Below are 17,864 nucleotides of genomic sequence, written 5' to 3'. Positions count from 1 at the left end.
ATATTCTTCACCTCTGATCCCTGGCAAAAAGCCCACAAAATCAGAAGCTTGTGTGCTCGGGTGAGCACGTTATAGGGGCGCAGCCTTGGCCTTGTAGGGGATAGTTATGGTGCGTTATCTCCTGTCCTTTATAAGATGGATCCAAATAGGCGACCGTTTCGCTAAATTGCCATGACAACTCGGTTACTTGGATCGGTGGCCTATGTAAGTCATCTCTTACGCGCTCGGCGAGAATCGTTACGGGTGGTATGAGCCGTGCATTTCGACATAGTTCCGATCCGCTCATCGCCATTTTCGAAATTTTTCGAAATATTTTCCGAGATGGCACTAATCTCAGGGTGATGGCACTTACCATTTCATCCTTTATAAATGGGGAGTTAGGGGGCGTAGATGTTTATGTGCCACTACTGATAAAAAATTTTTGTGCCACTACGCAAAAAACTGACGAGTGTCGAGTGAAAGAAAAGTTAGCGAATGAGGTGGTCGATTTATTGGCGTCATGGAACTGACGAAGTGCGAGGGAAGTTGGATGACGAATACTAGTTTAATCGAGGCCCCCAATTAGGGGGCGTTATAAGATTATGCTTTATTCAGGAGCATGGTCTCGCAGGAAAACCAGTTTGTCCGGGGTCGACTGTTCTGGGTTGAAGCGGTAGCCCTGCACATCGAACTGTCTGAGCGCGACGGGATCATTGAGGCGTTCTTGAATGACAAACCGGCTCATCAAGCCTCGGGCTTTTTTGGCGTAGAAGCTGATGATCTTGTACTGGCCGTTCTTCAGGTCCTTGAATTCGGTATCGATGACGCGCGCTTTCAGTGCGCTGCGCTTGACCGCCGAAAAGTACTCGTTGGACGCCAGGTTCAACAACACGTCATCCCCTTGCTCCGCCAGGGCTTCATTCAGCCATTCGCTGATGCGCGTGCCCCAGAAGGCATACAGGTCCTTGCCCCGGGCATTGGCCAGCTTCGTGCCCATTTCCAAGCGATAGGGTTGCATCAGGTCCAGCGGGCGCAGTAGGCCGTAAAGGCCGGAGAGCATGCGCAGGTGCTGTTGGGCGTAATCGAAATCGGCTTCGCCAAAGCTTTGTGCATCAAGGCCGGTGTACACATCACCCTTGAAGGCCAGCAGTGCCTGTTTGGCATTGGCCGGGGTGAACGCTGGAGTCCAACTGCCGAACCGCGCGGCATTAAGGCCGCCGATCTTGTCGGAGACGTGCATCAGTTCGCTGATCTGCGCCGGCGAGAACTCACGCAGCTGCTCGATCAGCTCCTGGGAGTGGTCCAGGTATTGCGGCAGGGTAAAACGTTCGGTGGCCGGCGGTGTTTCGTAATCAAGGGTCTTGGCGGGGGAAATCACCATCAGCATGTAATCGTCTCCTTCAAAGGTGCCGCGATTCTAGGGGGTTGTCTGGGTGGACTCCAGCTATTGGGGCGATAGGTGATCGGTGGTGAGGTGCCGAACTTTGTGGCGTACTCATTGGGGCGAGGGGATTTATCCCCGCTGGGCTGCGCAGCAGCCCCAACAAAAGTGGAATCAATCTGATCGATGAGGCCGCAGATGTTTAGGGCTGCTTCGCAGCCCAGCGGGGATAAATCCCCTCGCCACAGATCGGCTATGATGCCGCGCGGCTTTCGTTATGGAGACATCCCTTTTGCGTATCGCTCTTCTGTTATCGGCCTGGCTGTTGAGCCTCGGCGTTTATGCCGCGCCCAACGACGTCGCCACCCTGGACCGCAGCACCTGGCCGGAGCAACTCACCAGCCCGACCTTGTTCGACGTGGCGTCGCGGGCCGAGATCCTGATGTTCGCCCGTGTCCTGCTGGACACCGACGCCATGGACGAAATCGCGCTCAAGCAGTACCTGGGACTGCGCACGGTCAATATGGCGGCGATCGGCACCCTTCGTGCCCGGTTGTGGCAGCGGTTGCTGACCAGCTACAACTTTGCCCAACAGAGCTGCGATCAGGATGCTTCCTTCTGCTACCTGGTCGAGGACATGGCTTCCCTGCGCGAAGAAGCGGGCAGATTCCAGCTCGATGAAAACTCCTATTACATCAAGTGGGCCGAGCCAAGCCGGATCTTCCATACCCAGTACCGCGATGAATTGCTGCGCAAGGCTGCGCTGTTTCCCCAGAGCAGCAGCGAAATCGAGCGTTTCGGCGATTACGAGCGCAACGGTGACGACATGAACGACCGGCTGTTCCTGCTGACCTTCGACAGCGGTGCCAACGTCGCGCCGGACAATACGCCGTGGTTGACCGAATACCTGCGCAAATCGAACATGAGCGGCACTTTCTTTGTGCTGGGCAAAGACATCCAGGCGCGGCTGGCGGACAGCTCGGTCAACAGCCTCCAGGTTTTATATTCGGGTCAATGCGTGGGCGTGCAGGGTTGGGAGTTCCGCTCCCACAGCTATTGGCAGGACTGGCAGGACTCGGTACGGCGCAGCGTCGACTTGGTCAAGGGCAGGCTGCCGGAGAATTATGTGCCGCTGTTCCGCCCGCCCCAGGGCCAGCGCCGTGGCGATGCCGGATCTTTTTTCCGCAGCCAGGGCCTGCAAGTGGCGCTGTGGGATATCGACCCCCAGGACAGCAGCAATCGGCTCAAGCCCGAGCAAAGCGCCCAGCGCGCGTTGACATTGATGCTGTTGTGGCGCCACGGAGTGATCAACTTCAACGCCAAGCAGGATGCGGTGAAGACAGCGATGCCCTGGCTCATTACGCAAACGGCGCAAAGCGGGATCGGTTGGCAGGATTGTCAGGAGGCGTTTCGCTGATGCCTTGAAAGGCCCGGAAACACTGGGGGAGGCGAAAAAACGGCGCAGATTCATGGCGACCGGACTTCCGACTTTAACGGTGCAATGGCGCAACGCCAAGGGTTATTCGTCACTCTGAAAAATAAACTTCAAAAAAACGTCAAAGTACTTTTTCCTGTCATCGTTTTTGGAGTATCAAGAAGACAGACCGCCGAAACCTGCAACACAGGTGGCGTCTTCCAAGACCCAGATTGTGTGCAGTTCACCTGAATCGTCGCGGGTGAATTCGGTGGCTACTTCGAGGCGCAGCACTGTCACGGTATTGCGTCGAATGGCCCCCACAAAGGTGACCGAGTATGGATGACCACGGACGTAGCCCTTCCTCCAACCAGCCAATCCTCTATGTACTCGATACCAACGTATTGATCCACGATCCAAACGCGCTCCTGAACTTCGAAGAACACCACGTCGCCATCCCGATGACCGTGCTTGAGGAACTCGACAAACTCAAGAGCGGGCACCACAGTGTTGCGGCCGAATGCCGGCAGGCAATCCGCCTGATCGACAAGACCCTGGGCGATGCCTCCCCTGAAGATGTTGAACTCGGGGTGTCGATCCAGCGCGGCAAAAGCGGCCCCAAGGGCCTGCTGTCGATCCTGATGAGCAAGCGCACCGAACCCAACCTGGTGCTGCCTGAACACCTGAACGACAACATCATCATCAACCAATTGATCGACCTGCACGCGCGCAACAAGGACCAAGCCGTGGTGCTGGTGACCAAAGACATCAACATGCGCCTCAAGGCCCGCGCCTGCGGGATCGCGGCGGAGGACTACAGCACCGACCAACTGGTCGACGACGTCTCGTTGTTGCCCAATGGCTACCACAACATGACCGGTTCCTTCTGGGACCGTGTGAGCAAAGTCGAAACCCGCCAGGACCATGGTCGCACCTGGCACCAGGTGCAACTGATCGACAACCTGCCGGCGGTGCACATCAATGAATTCATCATCGACGAACAAGGATTCGTCGGCTGGATCAAGGAAATCCACGTCGACAAGCTGCTGATTCTCGACCTGCACCAGGAGCCCTTGCTGCATCAGGAGGCCTGGGGCCTCAAGCCTCGGGACATCTACCAGAGCCTGGCGCTATTCGCCTTGCTCGACCCGGATATCCACCTGGTCAACCTGTCCGGCGCCGCCGGTTCCGGCAAGACCATCCTGGCCCTGGCCGCCGCCATCGAGCAGACCATGGTCAGCAAGCGCTACCGGCGCATCATCGCCACCCGCAGTGTGCAAGGCCTGGACCAGGAAATCGGCTTCCTGCCCGGCACAGAAGCGGAAAAAATGGAGCCCTGGCTGGGCGCCATCACCGACAACCTCGAAGCCTTGCACATGGATGATGAAAGCACCCATGGCAGCGTCGACTACATCCTCAGCAAAGTGCCGTTGCAGTTCAAATCCCTCAATTACATTCGAGGCCGCAGCTTTCAGCAGAGCCTGATCCTGATCGACGAATGCCAGAACCTCACCCCGCACCAGATGAAAACCATCATCACCCGTGCCGGCGCCGGTTCCAAAGTGGTGTGCCTGGGTAACCTGGCGCAGATCGACACCCCTTACCTGTCCGCGACCAGTTCCGGGCTGACCTACCTGACCGAACGCTTCAAAGACTTCCCCAACGGGGTCCACATCACCCTGCAGGGCGTGCCACGCTCGATCCTGGCCGAATACGCCGAATCGCACCTGTAACCTCAGCCAAACCGGGCGATCTCAACATCGCCCGGTTTTTTGTGTCCGGCCAATAACCCTGTGGGAGCGGGCTTGCTCGCGAAGGCGGTGTAACAGTTACAGATAGGCTGTCTGACACTCCGCTTTCGCGAGCAAGCCCGCTCCCACAAAGGATTTGCAGGGTCTGAAAAATTGCAGTTTTCCATCGGTGCGACAATCAGTCGTGCCGGAATCTGACCTGCGGGTTTACAATCGATGCTCCTGATCAGGAGTAACCCTGTGCTGACTCATCTCGATTCCCAAGGTCGCGCCAACATGGTCGACGTGACCGACAAGGCCGTGACGTTCCGTGAAGCCACCGCCGAAGCCTTTGTGCGCATGTTGCCCGAAACGCTGCAGATGATTGTCAGCGGCGGCCACCCCAAGGGCGATGTATTCGCTGTTGCGCGTATTGCCGGCATTCAAGCAGCGAAAAAAACCAGCGATCTGATTCCGCTCTGTCATCCGTTGATGCTCACCAGCGTCAAGGTTGAACTCAGTGCCGAAGGCGAGGACCAGGTGCGCATCGTTGCCCGGTGCAAACTGTCGGGGCAGACCGGGGTGGAGATGGAAGCCCTCACGGCGGCCAGCGTTGCCGCGCTGACCATCTACGACATGTGCAAGGCCGTGGATCGGGGCATGATCATCGAAGGCGTGCGGGTGCTGGAAAAACTGGGCGGTAAAAGTGGTCATTTCCAGGCGGATGTACGATGAACATCACCGTGAAGTTCTTTGCTCGTTATCGCGAGGCCTTGGGCGTGGATTCGCAGAAGGTCGAAGGGGATTTCGCCACGGTGGACGACGTTCGCGCGCTGCTGGCCGCACGCGAGGGGTTTGACGTGTTGCGCGAGCAAAATCTGATGTGCGCTCGTAATGAAGACCTTTGCCAGCTCGACGAGCCGTTGGTCGATGGCGACGAAGTGGCATTCTTCCCCACCGTGACCGGAGGCTAGTCATGGCCATTCGTGTGCAGGTCGAACCGTTCGACCCGGGTGTCGAAGTCAACGCGATGCACGCGGCCAATGTCGGCGTGGGGGCGGTGGTGAGCTTCGTCGGCTACGTGCGCGACTTCAATGACGGCCTCGACGTATCCGGGATGTTCCTGGAGCACTACCCGGGCATGACTGAAAAGGCCCTGGGCAAGATCGCCACCGAGGCCGAGCAGCGCTGGCCGTTGCTCAAGCTGGAGGTGCTGCACCGTATCGGTGCCCTGGAACCGGGCGAGCCGATAGTCTTCGTCGCGGCCGCCAGTGCTCATCGCCAGGCGGCGTTCGACGCCTGTGCCTTTGTCATGGACTACCTCAAGACCCGCGCGCCGTTCTGGAAAAAAGAGAACACCGCCGACGGCCCGCGCTGGGTTGAAGGGCGCGACAGTGATCATGCGGCGGCGGATCGCTGGAAGCAGTAAGCCCCCCTGTAGTTTTTTCGCAAGCCATGAGTCCGTCATCGCGAGCAAGCTCGCTCCCACAGGGGATCCTTGATGCATAAAGATCCAGTGTGGGAGCGAGCTTGCTCGCGATGAGGCCATCAGCCACCCATCACATCCCCCTGCCTACCGATTGACGATGTGTACATTAAAGTCCAGTATGGATTTATAAGTACACAAAAGTCATTGCCCCACCTTTCTCTGCCAAACCAACAACAACCCGCGAGAGATCGATCATGAAAAAACTCCCCCTCATCACCGGCCTGGCCTTGAGTCTGTTGGCCTCCAGTAGCTTGTTCGCCGCCGAGAAAACCTTGCGCATCGGCATCGAAGCGGCCTATCCGCCGTTTGCTTCCAAAACCTCGGAAGGCAAGATCGAGGGGTTCGACTACGACATCGGCAATGCCCTGTGCGCGCAGATGCAGGTCAAGTGCGAATGGATCGAGGGTGAGTTCGACGGGCTGATTCCGTCGTTGAAGGTGAAGAAAATCGACCTGGCGCTGTCGTCCATGACCATCACCGAAGAGCGCAAGAAGTCGGTGGATTTCACCCACAAGTACTACTTCACCTCATCGCGCCTGGTCATGAAGGAAGGTGCGGTGGTCGATGACCAGTACGCCAGCCTCAAGGGCAAGACCGTGGGTGTGCAGCGGGCGACCACCACCGATCGTTACGCCACTGAAGTCCTCGAACCCAAGGGGGTGACGGTCAAGCGCTACAGCAATAACGAAGAGATCTACATGGACCTGGCGTCCGGTCGCCTGGACGCGATTTTCGCCGATACCATCCCGCTGGAGGACTTCCTGTCGATGCCCCGTGGCAAGGGCTATGGGTTTGTCGGACCGGAGCTCAAGGACCCAAAGTACGTGGGTGAAGGCGCCGGTATCGCGGTGCGCAAGGGCAATGCCGAGCTGGTGGCGGACTTGAACAAGGCCATTGATGGGATCCGGGCCAATGGGGAGTATCAGAAGATCCAGAGCAAGTACTTCAAGTCGGATATCTATGGCGACTGATTAATCGCTATCGCGAGCAAGCTCGCTCCCACAGGGGATTTTTGTCGTACAGGATATCTGTGTGCAATGAGATCAAATGTGGGAGCGAGCTTGCTCGCGAAGGCAATACAAATCTCAGCCCTTCAATTCCTTCAAATGCTTGTACACCGTCGCCCGCCCCATGTTCAGCACATTGGCCACATAGTTGGAGGCGCTTTTGCCCTTGAAGGCGCCTTCAGCGTGCAGCGCCAGCACCAGCTCGCGTTTGTGGTCACGGGTCAGCAGGTTCAGGCTCAGCTGGCGTTCGCGCATCCAGGCATGCAGAAAGGTATTGATCCGTTCCTGCCAGTCATCGCGAAACAGTGAGTCTGGCTGGGGGATCAATTTGCCCGGCGACAGGAACAGGTCCAGCGCCGCCTTGGCGTTTTCGAACAGCGAAATATTCAGGTTGATGCACAGCACCGCCAGTGGGCGACCCTGGGCGTCGCGCAGTACGCTGCTGAGGCTGCGAATTTTCTGTCCGTCCCAATTCAGCTTTTCGTACGGCCCGATATTACGTTCGCTGACGTCGTCGCTGAGCATATCCTCCAAGGACGAATCATCACCGATCTCGCGCTTGGACAGGTTGTTGGCGATGTAGTCGACTTTCTGCGTGCGCAGGTCGTGTAGCACCACTTCGGCGTGGGGATAGAACAGCGTGGCGATGGCGTCGGCGATGGCACGGAAATTATCCAGTGCCGGATCGGGTTGTGCGGCGTTCATGACAGGGCTCCAGGCAGCGTCAGCGCCCCGTGAAGCAGGGGCGCGGGGGAGTGTGCCGCAATCGTGGCGATGCGTCACGTGGGTGGATTCAACCCAGGCGCGTGGGTGACAGCATGGCGCTGCTCAGGCCGAAACGGGCCAGGGCCTCCGGCAACGGCTCGCCCCGCACCAGCGCCGCGCTGGCCTGGCCCATGGCCGGGGAGGTCTGGATGCCATAGCCGCCCTGGGCCGCGACCCAGAACAGCCCGGGTACGAGCGGATCGAAACCGGACAGCAGGTCGCCGTCGTGGACGAAACTGCGCAAGCCGGCCCAGGTGCGGGTCGGCCGGCGGATGGTCAGGGTGGTGGCCTCTTCGATCTGGTAGATGCCCATGGCGATGTCCAGCTCTTCGGGCTGCACATCGTGCGGTTCCACCGGGTCGGCGTTGGCCGGCGAGCCGAGGAACATGCCGGCGTCGGGCTTCATGTAGAAGGATTCGTCCAAGCTCACCAGCATCGGCCAGTCATGAATATCCACGCCCTCAGGCCCGGCGAAGATAAAGGCTGCGCGCCGCTTGGGTTGCAGCCCCAGTTTTCGGGCGCCGGCCATGTCGGCGACCTGGTCGGCCCAGGCGCCGGCGGCGTTGATCAGCACTGGCGCGCTGAAGGTCTGGCTGGCGGTTTTCACCTGCCACAGCCCTTGTTCGTCGCGACTCAGGCCGAGCACTTCACTGTCGGTGTGCACTTCACCACCATTGCGGCGAATACCGCGCAGGTAGCCTTGGTGGAGTGCGTCGGTATCGATGTCACAAGCCGTGGGGTCATAGATCGCGCCGTGGACCTTATCCCGTCGCAGGATCGGCAGTCGCACACAGGCTTCTTCGGCGCTGAGCAGTTGCATCTGCGGCACGGTGGCCTTGGCGCTGAGGTATTGGTTGTTCAACTCGACCGGGTCGCCGGTGAAATCCACGGTCATTTCGCCCCGCGGGGTGAGCAAGGGGTGTTCGCAAAATCCGCTCGGCGGGGCGTCGAAAAAGTCACGGCTGGCCTGGGTCAGCGCCCGCACCTGTGGCGTGCCATAGGCGGCGGTGTACAGCGCCGCCGAACGTCCCGTGGAGTGGTAGGCCGGATGGGCTTCACGCTCGAGCACAATGACCCGACCGTGGGGGGCCAGCCAGTAACCGGTGGAAGCCCCGGCAATGCCACCGCCGATGATGATGAAGTCTGCTGAGGTCATGGAGCTCTCCTGTGGAGCACGGTGCCGGGAGTTTAGAAAAAACTGTGGGAGCGAGCTTGCTCGCGATGGCGGCCTGACGGTCGACATTCCTGGTGACTGACCCACCGCTATCGCGAGCAAGCTCGCTCCCACAAGGGAAATGTGGTGTGTCAGTTGTAAAGTCGGTAAAGCGCATTCGCCAACGCAATATCTTCCAACCCCAGGCCGATGGAGCGGAAGAACACATGGCGTTGATAGTCTGGGCGTGCGACCTGTCCACTGAGCAGCCCGGGCAAGTCGCCGACGATGCTCGACGCCTGCCAGCCGTGCTGTTCGCCAGCGATCAACATTTCACCCGCCGAGCCCGGCGTGGTCTGACGATAATCGCAGAACACGTCCATGTCGTTGAGGCTCTGCGGCGGCACTTCGTGTGCACGAGGGGCGTTGGTGCTGATGGAAGTGATCAGTGCCGGTTTGCCGAGTACCTGAGGGTCGAGCACCGCTTTGGCGGACGAGGTACAGAGCATCACTACATCGGCCTCGTACAGCGCCGTTTCAAGACTGTCGACGATGTGCAGGCGTGGGTCCAGGTCGGTGATCGAGGCAAGTGCCTGCGCCGGTTTGTTCTTCAGGCCCGGCGAGTAGAGGCTGATGCCTTGCCAGTCCCGCAGGCCCTTGACGTACTGCACGTGGGCTCGCGCCACCGCGCCGCTGCCGATGACCGCGAGGCGCCGGGCCTGGAGCGGGGCGAGGGCATCGACAGCGACGGCCGTGGTAGCGGCGGTGCGGGCGGTCGTCAGCTCGGCGGCATCACACAGCAACAGGGGCTGGCCGGTCTGCATCGACATCAGCAGGGTCCAGGCGGTCACCAACGGACCTTGTTCGCGCACGATATAAGGCGAGGTCTTGACCCCGTAGACCTGGTCTTGCGCCAGCACGCCCAGGTAGTTGATGAAATCCCCGGCGCCTTGGGGAAATTCCACACGTTGCTGGGCGGGTTGCACCGCTTGCCCGGCGGCGAGATCGCGGAACAGCTTGCGCAGGATCTGCGGCACGTCGATTTGTCCGAGCCGTTCTCGGGCCTGGGCTTGGTTCATCACATAAGGTGTGCTGGTCATCGGGGCTCCGAGAATCCGTTGTAAACTAATTTGTCTATTATGGACTTTTAGTTTATTCAAGCAATATTCCAGGCGAAAAAAAAAGCGCAGCTTTTTGGGCTGCGCTTTCTGGTCCTGTAGAGACGGTTACGGGCGTTTTCGCTCAACCGGTCTTAACAGATGCGTCGGCGGCGTCTCGCAATTGATCTTTTTCCCCAGCAGCGCCTCGATGGACGGCAACTGATAGGAGTCATCCTCACCGGCGAAGCTGATGGATACACCCGCGGCGCCTGCACGACCGGTCCGGCCGATCCGGTGTACGTAGTCATCCGGTACTTCCGGCAACGTGAAGTTGATCACGTGGCTGATCCCGTCGATATGAATCCCGCGACCGGCCACGTCGGTGGCGACCAGCACGCGGATCTTGCCTTCGCGGAAACCTTCCAGTGTCTTGATGCGCTTGTGCTGTGGCACATCGCCCGACAGTTGGGCGGCGTTGACGCCATCGCGCACCAGGCGTTCTTCGATGCGTCGCACTTCATCCTTGCGGTTGGCGAACACCATCACCCGCTCCCAGCCGTTGTCGTTGACCAGGTTGTAGAGCAGCTTGTACTTGTCGGCACCGGCCACCGCATAGATGTGCTGCTCGACGTTTTCGCTGGCGACGTTCAGCGCCTCGATCTCGACGATGGACGGATCGGTGGTCCATTGCTTGGCCAGGTTCATCACGTCTTCGGTGAAGGTGGCGGAGAACAGCAGGGTCTGGCGTTCGCTTTTCGGTGGCGTCTGGCGAATGATCTGGCGGACCTGGGGAATGAAGCCCATGTCGAGCATGCGGTCGGCTTCGTCCAGCACCATCACTTCGACCATGTCCAGGTGCACGTCGCCGCGCTGGTTGAAATCCAGCAGGCGGCCTGGCGTTGCCACCAGAATGTCGCAATGGCGGGCTTCGAGGTGCTTGAGCTGCTTGTCGAAGTCCATGCCGCCCACGAACGTCATGACGTTCAGGCCGGTGTACTTGGTCAGGTCGGCGGCGTCCTTGGCGATCTGCACCACCAGTTCGCGGGTCGGGGCGATGATCAGTGCCCGCGGTTCGCCCATGTAGCGCTCTTTGGGTGGTGGGGTCTGGAGCAATTGGGTGATGATGGAAATCAGGAACGCGGCGGTCTTGCCGGTGCCGGTCTGGGCGCGGCCGATGGCGTCTTTGCCGGCGAGGGTGAAGCCCAGTACTTGCGCCTGGATCGGCGTGCAATACGGGAAGCCCAGGTCCTGGATGGCGTGCATCAGTTCAGGGGCGAGCTTGAAATCGTGGAAGCGGGTCTTGCCTTCCTGGGGTTCTACCACGAAGTCCTCGAGCTTCCAGGCGACGACCGGCGGTTTTGGTGCGCGCTCGCGGCGTGGCTTGGGGGCTTCGTTGCGTGGTTTTTCGGGTTCAGGGGCAATAAGAGGCTGGGCGGCGGGCTCTTTTTTGGCCTGTGCAACAGGGGCAGCCCGGCGCGGTTGTTGCGCATCGGTACGGCTCTGGCTGTGGACAGGGGCGCTTGCGCCAGGCGCGAGCTGCTCGGCCTCGCTTTTACCGAACATCTTCTTGAGTGCTTTGAGCACGGTCATCTCATCGATTGGTTAAGGAATGTACGCCGGCCAGTGTAATGCAAGAAACGGGCGCGGCGTAGTGTGATGAACAATGCGTTGACGTGGCAATCGGACGCTTTAGCGCAACCGCTCGGTCAGCCAGGTGCCGATGTCACGAATCTCTTCGGGTAACACTTCGTGGCCCATTGGGTATTCCTGCCATGTCACGGTGACACCATGCTGCTTTAAATACTCCTTGGCGGTCCGTCCCATTGGGTTGAGTACCACTTCATCGTATTGCCCGTGCAATGCCAATACCGGAATACGCTGTTGGCTGGCCGACAATTGCAGTTCGTCGCTGAATGTCGGTGCATAAGTAGACAGCGCGATGACGCCGCCCAGCGGGCCCTGCCATTTCACGAATGCCGTGTGATAAACCACTGCGCCACCCTGGGAGAAACCCGCCAGGAAAATCCGCGAGGCGTCTATTCCGCTGGCTCGCTGGGTTTCGAGCAAGTCGATGACCCGTTGCGCCGACACTTCGAGTTGTTGTTCGTCGATGGCCCGTGCCGGGCTCAAGGCACGAATATCGTACCAACTGGGCATGGCGTAGCCGCCGTTGATCGTCACTGGCTGGGTCGGTGCCTGGGGCAGAACGAAGCGCGTGGTGAGCAGGCTTTGCTGCAGAATTTCCGCCACTGGCAAAAAATCATAACGATCGGCGCCCAGGCCGTGGAGCCAGATAACACACGCATCGGCAGTGCCGCTGGGCTCGAGAATCAAGGGGTCGGTCATGGTGTGCTCCAAAATTGTGCGGTCGCGCTCAATCAGTGCGTGATTACAGTGCGCGCTTGGTGTCTCAGTTAATTAGATGTCGCAAACTTACAACTTTTTGTCTTGACGTGTTTCACAAGGCCTAAGCGTAGCGGTGTGGTACGGGCTTTGCTATGAGGATGCCTGAGTGATGATTCTTACGCTGCGCGGTAACACTATCAGCTCGACGCGACGCATGGGATATCAGAAATCCGGTGATGGATGTTCGCCAATAGCCGCTACGGGCTTCGCGAACGTGAAGGGCTACAGCCCGTTCGGCCGATTGGTGAGAAGTGGGCATGACCCTGTTTATGGGCGTTCTCATTAATAGACTCATAGCGAAGGTCCAAAGCGTCGGTTGACCCGAAAAAAAGCCAACAAGGGTCGGCAATGCCTCAAAAGGGTGCGACAGGACTCGAGCTCCGACACAACAAGAGCAAAACTGGAGGTTTGAATGAAGTTACTGAAATCCACCCTGGCTGTCGTGACTGCTGCAGCAGTACTCGGTGTCAGCGGGTTCGCTCAGGCGGGTGCAACCCTGGATGCCGTACAGAAGAAAGGCTTTGTGCAATGTGGCGTGAGTGATGGCCTGCCGGGTTTCTCGGTGCCTGATTCAAGCGGCAAGATCGTCGGTATCGACGCTGACTTCTGCCGTGCCGTGGCCGCTGCGGTATTCGGCGACGCGACCAAAGTCAAATTCAGCCAGTTGAACGCCAAGGAGCGCTTCACCGCGCTGCAATCGGGCGAAATCGACATGCTCTCGCGCAACTCCACCATGACCAGCTCCCGTGATGCGGGCATGGGCCTGAAGTTTCCAGGTTTCATTACCTACTACGACGGCATTGGTTTCCTGGCGAACAACAAGCTGGGCGTCAAGAGCGCCAAGGAACTGGACGGTGCAACCATCTGCATCCAGGCCGGTACCACCACTGAGCTGAACGTTTCCGACTACTTCCGCGCCAACGGCTTGAAGTACACCCCGATCACTTTCGACACCTCCGATGAAAGCGCCAAGTCGCTGGAATCCGGTCGTTGCGACGTGCTGACCTCGGACAAATCCCAGCTGTTCGCCCAGCGCAGCAAGCTGGCTGCGCCGAAGGACTACGTGGTTCTGCCGGAAACCATTTCCAAAGAGCCTCTGGGCCCGGTCGTGCGTAACGGCGACGACGAGTGGCTGGCCATTGTCCGTTGGACTGGCTACGCCTTGCTCAACGCTGAAGAAGCCGGTGTGACCTCGAAGAACGTCGAGGCCGAAGCCAAGTCCACCAAGAACCCTGACGTCGCTCGTATGTTGGGCGCTGACGGTGAATACGGCAAAGACCTGAAACTGCCGAAAGACTGGGTCGTACAAATCGTCAAGCAAGTCGGTAACTACGGCGAGATGTTCGAGCGCAACCTCGGCAAGAGCACTCCGCTGGAAATCGATCGCGGCTTGAACGCTCTGTGGAACGCTGGCGGCATTCAATACGCACCACCAGTGCGCTGATGGTTCTATCACCCGGTGGGCCAACCACCGGGTGATGTTCTGTTCCATTCTTTGCGGGGCACTTCATGCAAAATTCAATCGGCGCACCTAAGCAGAGGCTCAGCCTCAGCGATCCACGAGTGCGTGCGTGGGTATTTCAAATCGTCACTGTCGTGGCGGTTATTGCGCTGGGCTGGTTTCTGTTCGATAACACACAGACCAACCTCCAGCACCGCGGCATCACCTCCGGTTTCGGCTTCCTGGAGCGCAGTGCCGGTTTCGGCATCGCCCAGCACCTGATCGACTACACCGAAGCGGACAGCTATGCCCGGGTATTTGTCATCGGGTTGCTCAACACGCTGCTGGTCACGTTCATCGGCGTGATCCTGGCCACCATCCTGGGGTTCATTATCGGCGTGGCACGGCTGTCGCAGAACTGGATCATCTCCAAGCTGGCGACCGTTTATGTCGAGGTCTTCCGTAACATTCCGCCACTGCTGCAAATCCTGTTCTGGTACTTCGCGGTGTTCCTGAGCATGCCGGGACCGCGCGCCGCCCATAACTTCGGCGACACCTTCTTTGTCAGCAGCCGGGGCCTGAACATGCCTGCCGCGCTCGTGGCCGAGGGGTTCTGGCCGTTCGTGATCAGCGTTGTGCTGGCGATCGTCGCCATCGTGCTGATGACGCGTTGGGCCAACAAGCGTTTCGAAGCGACTGGCGAGCCGTTTCATAAATTCTGGGTCGGCCTGGCGTTGTTCCTGGTGATCCCGGCCTTGAGCGCGCTGCTTTTTGGTGCGCCGGTGCACTGGGAAATGCCGGAGCTCAAGGGTTTCAACTTCGTCGGTGGTTGGGTACTGATTCCCGAGCTGCTGGCCTTGACCCTGGCCTTGACCGTGTACACCGCGGCGTTCATCGCCGAGATCGTGCGTTCGGGCATCAAGTCGGTCAGCCACGGCCAGACCGAAGCCGCCCGTTCCCTGGGGCTGCGCAACGGTCCGACCCTGCGCAAAGTGATCATCCCGCAGGCCCTGCGCGTGATCATTCCACCGTTGACCAGCCAATACCTGAACCTGGCGAAAAACTCTTCCCTGGCGGCCGGTATCGGTTACCCGGAAATGGTTTCGCTGTTTGCCGGCACGGTGTTGAACCAGACGGGCCAGGCCATCGAGGTGATTGCGATCACCATGAGCGTGTACCTGGCGATCAGTATCAGCATTTCCTTGCTGATGAACTGGTACAACAAGCGCATTGCGCTGATCGAGCGGTGAGGAAACGCGCATGACGACTCATACTTTCAAACCTGACATGCCCCCGCCGGGCAGCAGCATCGGCGTGGTGGCGTGGATGCGCGCCAACATGTTCTCCAGCTGGATCAACACGCTGCTGACGCTGTTCGCGTTTTACCTGATCTACCTGATCGTGCCTCCACTGCTGCAGTGGGCGATCCTCGATGCCAACTGGGTCGGCACCACCCGCGCCGACTGCACCAAGGAAGGCGCCTGCTGGGTGTTCATCCAGCAGCGTTTCGGTCAGTTCATGTACGGTTACTATCCGACCGACCTGCGCTGGCGCGTCGACCTGACCGTGTGGCTGGCAGTGATCGGTGTGGCGCCGCTGTTCATCTCGCGCTTCCCGCGCAAGGCGATCTACGGCCTGAGCTTCCTGGTGCTGTATCCGATCATTGCCTGGTGCCTGCTGCACGGTGGTGTGTTCGGCCTGGACGCCGTGGCGACCAGCCAATGGGGCGGCTTGATGCTGACCCTGGTGATCGCTACCGTGGGTATTGTCGGCGCCTTGCCGCTGGGTATCGTCCTGGCGTTGGGCCGACGTTCGAACATGCCGGCGATCCGCGTGGTCTGCGTAACCTTCATCGAGTTCTGGCGCGGTGTGCCGTTGATCACGGTGTTGTTCATGTCGTCGGTGATGCTGCCGCTGTTCCTGCCCGAAGGCATGAACTTCGACAAGCTGCTGCGGGCGCTGATCGGGGTCATCCTGTTCCAGTCGGCCTACATTGCCGAAGTGGTGCGTGGTGGCCTGCAAGCCATTCCCAAGGGCCAGTACGAAGCAGCCGCAGCGATGGGCCTGGGCTACTGGCGCAGCATGGGCCTGGTGATTCTGCCGCAAGCCCTGAAGATGGTGATCCCGGGCATCGTCAACACCTTTATTGCGTTGTTCAAGGACACGAGCCTGGTGATCATCATCGGCCTGTTCGACTTGCTCAACAGCGTAAAACAAGCTGCCGCCGACCCGAAATGGCTGGGCATGGCCACCGAAGGCTATGTGTTCGCCGCCCTGGTGTTCTGGATTTTCTGTTTTGGTATGTCCCGCTATTCCATGCATTTGGAACGCAAGCTGGACACTGGCCACAAGCGTTAGGAGCGTAGTTTATGAGTGAAGCGATCAAACAGCCTGTGAGCCCTGAAGGCATTATTCAGATGCAGGGCGTGAACAAATGGTACGGCCAGTTCCATGTGTTGAAAGACATCAACCTGAACGTCAAGCAGGGCGAGCGTATCGTGCTGTGCGGCCCGTCGGGCTCCGGCAAGTCCACCACCATCCGCTGCCTCAACCGTCTGGAAGAACACCAGCAGGGCCGCATCGTGGTTGACGGCGTGGAACTGACCAACGACCTCAAGCAGATCGAAGCGATCCGCCGTGAAGTCGGCATGGTGTTCCAGCACTTCAACCTGTTCCCGCACCTGACCATCCTGCAGAACTGCACCCTGGCGCCGATGTGGGTACGCAAGATGCCCAAGCGCAAGGCCGAGGAAATCGCCATGCACTACCTGGAGCGCGTGCGCATTCCAGAGCAGGCGCACAAGTACCCGGGCCAGCTCTCCGGCGGTCAGCAGCAACGTGTGGCCATCGCCCGTGCCCTGTGCATGAAGCCGAAAATCATGCTGTTCGACGAGCCAACCTCGGCCCTCGACCCGGAAATGGTGAAGGAAGTACTCGACACCATGATCGGCCTGGCTGAAGACGGCATGACCATGCTCTGCGTGACCCACGAAATGGGCTTTGCCCGCACCGTGGCCAACCGTGTGATCTTCATGGACAAGGGTGAAATCGTCGAACAGGCCGCGCCGAACGACTTCTTCGACAACCCACAGAACGACCGCACCAAGCTGTTCCTGAGCCAGATTCTGCATTGATCCAGTCTTAGGCAGTGAAATAAACCCGGACGTGTTCCGGGTTTATTTTTGTGCATCGGTGCTCAGGAAGCCGTGAGGGTCTCGTGTTCCTTGTGCACCGTCGTTTTGAATTGCCGCAAGTCTGCGTCTTCAGCGAAGGCATGGACATCGGCAAGCAAATGCGGATAGCGATCAAGCAGGCGCATCAGCAAGATCAACGCCTTGGGTGGCACTACCTCGCCGCGCTCGTAGCGGGAAAACGCATTGTGTCCACCGCCCGATAGCAGCAGTACCGCTTCCTTTTGCGATAGATGCAGTTTGCGCCGGACACGTTTGATCTCCTCGCCGATCATTCGCCTGGCCGCGTTGACCAGCTCATCACCTGCGTGGTCGTAGCGATCCGAGCAGCTTGAATCGAGCTCGACTTCGCCGCACATCTGACATTCCCAGCCAGACAAGTCATCGACCCGGCGTTCCAGTCCCTTGACGCTCATGGTTTCGCCGCGACCTTCGAAATGCAACATGCCTTCCGGGGCACCACAGCTGAAGCATTGCTGGTGTTTCATGAGTTTTTCTCCTTGAAGGAAATTACCGGTGGGCCTCCGCTGGGGCGGTACGTCACCTTCAGGTAAATCTGCAGACCGTGTGAATTGGCGTGGTAGACGTCATGCCAGACTCGATGATCGTCATAGGTGGCCATCGATTTGTAGAACTGTTTTCGCTCAAGCCCATGGATGAGCTGCTGCATGTCCGAGACGTTTAAACCGAGCGTCCGAGCAGTGTTCTTCGCAGTGCTGGTGAAAGCTTTCCCTTTAAGCCGCCTGACATCTGCCTGTATCGCCGCCAAGGCGTAGTGGGGTGTGTTCTTTTCCATAGAACGGCGTGC

General features: G+C 59.0%; 18 protein-coding genes. 10 read left to right on the top strand and 8 right to left on the bottom strand.

Annotation, left to right across the window (positions count from 1 at the left end):
- Positions 1-586 precede the first annotated feature (586 nt).
- The gene (gene yaaA, locus LOY70_RS24300; RefSeq protein ID WP_265029593.1) at positions 587-1,366 is read right to left on the bottom strand and encodes a peroxide stress protein YaaA; all 780 of its coding nucleotides are present in this window, start codon (positions 1,364-1,366) and stop codon (positions 587-589) included.
- Between the two features lie 286 nt (positions 1,367-1,652).
- Between yaaA and LOY70_RS24295 the strand changes: the two genes are divergently transcribed.
- The 6 genes from LOY70_RS24295 (at position 1,653) to LOY70_RS24270 (ending at position 6,964) form a co-directional block, all read left to right on the top strand.
- Complete coding sequence (locus LOY70_RS24295; RefSeq protein WP_265029592.1) at positions 1,653-2,777, top strand: polysaccharide deacetylase family protein; 1,125 nt, start codon at positions 1,653-1,655, stop codon at positions 2,775-2,777.
- Between the two features lie 335 nt (positions 2,778-3,112).
- The gene (locus LOY70_RS24290) at positions 3,113-4,507 is read left to right on the top strand and encodes a PhoH family protein (protein ID WP_025215363.1); all 1,395 of its coding nucleotides are present in this window, start codon (positions 3,113-3,115) and stop codon (positions 4,505-4,507) included.
- 258 nt (positions 4,508-4,765) lie between these two features.
- A complete protein-coding gene (gene moaC / locus LOY70_RS24285; RefSeq protein ID WP_265029591.1) occupies positions 4,766-5,239 on the top strand; it encodes a cyclic pyranopterin monophosphate synthase MoaC in 474 nt (157 codons plus the stop codon).
- Complete coding sequence (locus LOY70_RS24280) at positions 5,236-5,478, top strand: MoaD/ThiS family protein (RefSeq protein WP_265029590.1); 243 nt, start codon at positions 5,236-5,238, stop codon at positions 5,476-5,478. Before moaC ends, LOY70_RS24280 begins: the two co-directional genes overlap by 4 nt.
- Before the next feature lie 2 nt (positions 5,479-5,480).
- Entirely contained in the window at positions 5,481-5,933 is a 453-nt protein-coding gene (moaE, locus tag LOY70_RS24275) for a molybdopterin synthase catalytic subunit MoaE (protein ID WP_265029589.1), read from the top strand.
- Between the two features lie 254 nt (positions 5,934-6,187).
- Positions 6,188-6,964: an ABC transporter substrate-binding protein gene (locus LOY70_RS24270; protein ID WP_265029588.1), complete on the top strand. Its 777-nt coding sequence runs from the start codon at positions 6,188-6,190 to the stop codon at positions 6,962-6,964.
- Between the two features lie 114 nt (positions 6,965-7,078).
- Here the strand turns inward: LOY70_RS24270 and LOY70_RS24265 are convergent, their stop codons facing one another.
- From LOY70_RS24265 to LOY70_RS24245, 5 genes are all read right to left on the bottom strand, one after another.
- A complete protein-coding gene (locus LOY70_RS24265) occupies positions 7,079-7,705 on the bottom strand; it encodes a transcriptional regulator (protein ID WP_265029587.1) in 627 nt (208 codons plus the stop codon).
- An 88-nt stretch (positions 7,706-7,793) separates the two neighbouring features.
- A complete protein-coding gene (locus tag LOY70_RS24260; protein ID WP_265029586.1) occupies positions 7,794-8,921 on the bottom strand; it encodes an NAD(P)/FAD-dependent oxidoreductase in 1,128 nt (375 codons plus the stop codon).
- A gap of 149 nt (positions 8,922-9,070) precedes the next feature.
- The gene (locus tag LOY70_RS24255) at positions 9,071-10,018 is read right to left on the bottom strand and encodes an ornithine cyclodeaminase family protein (RefSeq protein WP_265029585.1); all 948 of its coding nucleotides are present in this window, start codon (positions 10,016-10,018) and stop codon (positions 9,071-9,073) included.
- A 126-nt stretch (positions 10,019-10,144) separates the two neighbouring features.
- The gene (gene rhlB / locus LOY70_RS24250; protein ID WP_025215356.1) at positions 10,145-11,608 is read right to left on the bottom strand and encodes an ATP-dependent RNA helicase RhlB; all 1,464 of its coding nucleotides are present in this window, start codon (positions 11,606-11,608) and stop codon (positions 10,145-10,147) included.
- A 99-nt stretch (positions 11,609-11,707) separates the two neighbouring features.
- A complete protein-coding gene (locus LOY70_RS24245) occupies positions 11,708-12,364 on the bottom strand; it encodes an alpha/beta hydrolase (protein ID WP_265029584.1) in 657 nt (218 codons plus the stop codon).
- Positions 12,365-12,836: 472 nt separating this feature from the next.
- Between LOY70_RS24245 and LOY70_RS24240 the strand changes: the two genes are divergently transcribed.
- From LOY70_RS24240 to LOY70_RS24225, 4 genes are all read left to right on the top strand, one after another.
- Positions 12,837-13,868: an amino acid ABC transporter substrate-binding protein gene (locus LOY70_RS24240; RefSeq protein ID WP_265029583.1), complete on the top strand. Its 1,032-nt coding sequence runs from the start codon at positions 12,837-12,839 to the stop codon at positions 13,866-13,868.
- A gap of 65 nt (positions 13,869-13,933) precedes the next feature.
- A complete protein-coding gene (locus LOY70_RS24235; protein ID WP_265029582.1) occupies positions 13,934-15,115 on the top strand; it encodes an amino acid ABC transporter permease in 1,182 nt (393 codons plus the stop codon).
- A gap of 10 nt (positions 15,116-15,125) precedes the next feature.
- Complete coding sequence (locus LOY70_RS24230) at positions 15,126-16,223, top strand: amino acid ABC transporter permease (protein WP_230148600.1); 1,098 nt, start codon at positions 15,126-15,128, stop codon at positions 16,221-16,223.
- An 11-nt stretch (positions 16,224-16,234) separates the two neighbouring features.
- Positions 16,235-16,999 carry an amino acid ABC transporter ATP-binding protein gene (locus tag LOY70_RS24225; RefSeq protein ID WP_003178331.1) on the top strand — a complete coding sequence of 255 codons (765 nt, stop codon included), beginning with the start codon at positions 16,235-16,237 and terminating at the stop codon, positions 16,997-16,999.
- 62 nt (positions 17,000-17,061) lie between these two features.
- On the opposite strand, the gene LOY70_RS24220 is transcribed toward LOY70_RS24225, so the two are convergent.
- On the bottom strand, positions 17,062-17,544 hold the full coding sequence (locus LOY70_RS24220; RefSeq protein ID WP_265029581.1) for a type II toxin-antitoxin system MqsA family antitoxin: 483 nt from the start codon (positions 17,542-17,544) through the stop codon (positions 17,062-17,064).
- Entirely contained in the window at positions 17,541-17,852 is a 312-nt protein-coding gene (locus LOY70_RS24215) for a type II toxin-antitoxin system MqsR family toxin (protein WP_265029580.1), read from the bottom strand. The genes LOY70_RS24220 and LOY70_RS24215 overlap by 4 nt, the downstream gene beginning before the upstream one ends.
- Positions 17,853-17,864: the final 12 nt, after the last annotated feature.

This window comes from Pseudomonas sp. B21-054 (assembly GCF_026016345.1).
GTDB lineage: Bacteria > Pseudomonadota > Gammaproteobacteria > Pseudomonadales > Pseudomonadaceae > Aquipseudomonas.
This window is presented reverse-complemented; position numbering and strand designations above follow the sequence as displayed.

What these genes read in the sequence shown, in the direction of transcription:
- yaaA (WP_265029593.1), bottom strand. Translation starts at nt 1,366, where the DNA reads ATGCTGATGGTGATTTCCCCCGCCAAGACCCTTGATTACGAAACACCG.
- LOY70_RS24290 (WP_025215363.1), top strand. Translation starts at nt 3,113, where the DNA reads ATGGATGACCACGGACGTAGCCCTTCCTCCAACCAGCCAATCCTCTAT.
- LOY70_RS24280 (WP_265029590.1), top strand. Translation starts at nt 5,236, where the DNA reads ATGAACATCACCGTGAAGTTCTTTGCTCGTTATCGCGAGGCCTTGGGC.
- moaE (WP_265029589.1), top strand. Translation starts at nt 5,481, where the DNA reads ATGGCCATTCGTGTGCAGGTCGAACCGTTCGACCCGGGTGTCGAAGTC.
- LOY70_RS24270 (WP_265029588.1), top strand. Translation starts at nt 6,188, where the DNA reads ATGAAAAAACTCCCCCTCATCACCGGCCTGGCCTTGAGTCTGTTGGCC.
- LOY70_RS24265 (WP_265029587.1), bottom strand. Translation starts at nt 7,705, where the DNA reads ATGAACGCCGCACAACCCGATCCGGCACTGGATAATTTCCGTGCCATC.
- LOY70_RS24260 (WP_265029586.1), bottom strand. Translation starts at nt 8,921, where the DNA reads ATGACCTCAGCAGACTTCATCATCATCGGCGGTGGCATTGCCGGGGCT.
- LOY70_RS24255 (WP_265029585.1), bottom strand. Translation starts at nt 10,018, where the DNA reads ATGACCAGCACACCTTATGTGATGAACCAAGCCCAGGCCCGAGAACGG.
- rhlB (WP_025215356.1), bottom strand. Translation starts at nt 11,608, where the DNA reads ATGACCGTGCTCAAAGCACTCAAGAAGATGTTCGGTAAAAGCGAGGCC.
- LOY70_RS24245 (WP_265029584.1), bottom strand. Translation starts at nt 12,364, where the DNA reads ATGACCGACCCCTTGATTCTCGAGCCCAGCGGCACTGCCGATGCGTGT.
- LOY70_RS24240 (WP_265029583.1), top strand. Translation starts at nt 12,837, where the DNA reads ATGAAGTTACTGAAATCCACCCTGGCTGTCGTGACTGCTGCAGCAGTA.
- LOY70_RS24235 (WP_265029582.1), top strand. Translation starts at nt 13,934, where the DNA reads ATGCAAAATTCAATCGGCGCACCTAAGCAGAGGCTCAGCCTCAGCGAT.
- LOY70_RS24230 (WP_230148600.1), top strand. Translation starts at nt 15,126, where the DNA reads ATGACGACTCATACTTTCAAACCTGACATGCCCCCGCCGGGCAGCAGC.
- LOY70_RS24225 (WP_003178331.1), top strand. Translation starts at nt 16,235, where the DNA reads ATGAGTGAAGCGATCAAACAGCCTGTGAGCCCTGAAGGCATTATTCAG.
- LOY70_RS24220 (WP_265029581.1), bottom strand. Translation starts at nt 17,544, where the DNA reads ATGAAACACCAGCAATGCTTCAGCTGTGGTGCCCCGGAAGGCATGTTG.
- LOY70_RS24215 (WP_265029580.1), bottom strand. Translation starts at nt 17,852, where the DNA reads ATGGAAAAGAACACACCCCACTACGCCTTGGCGGCGATACAGGCAGAT.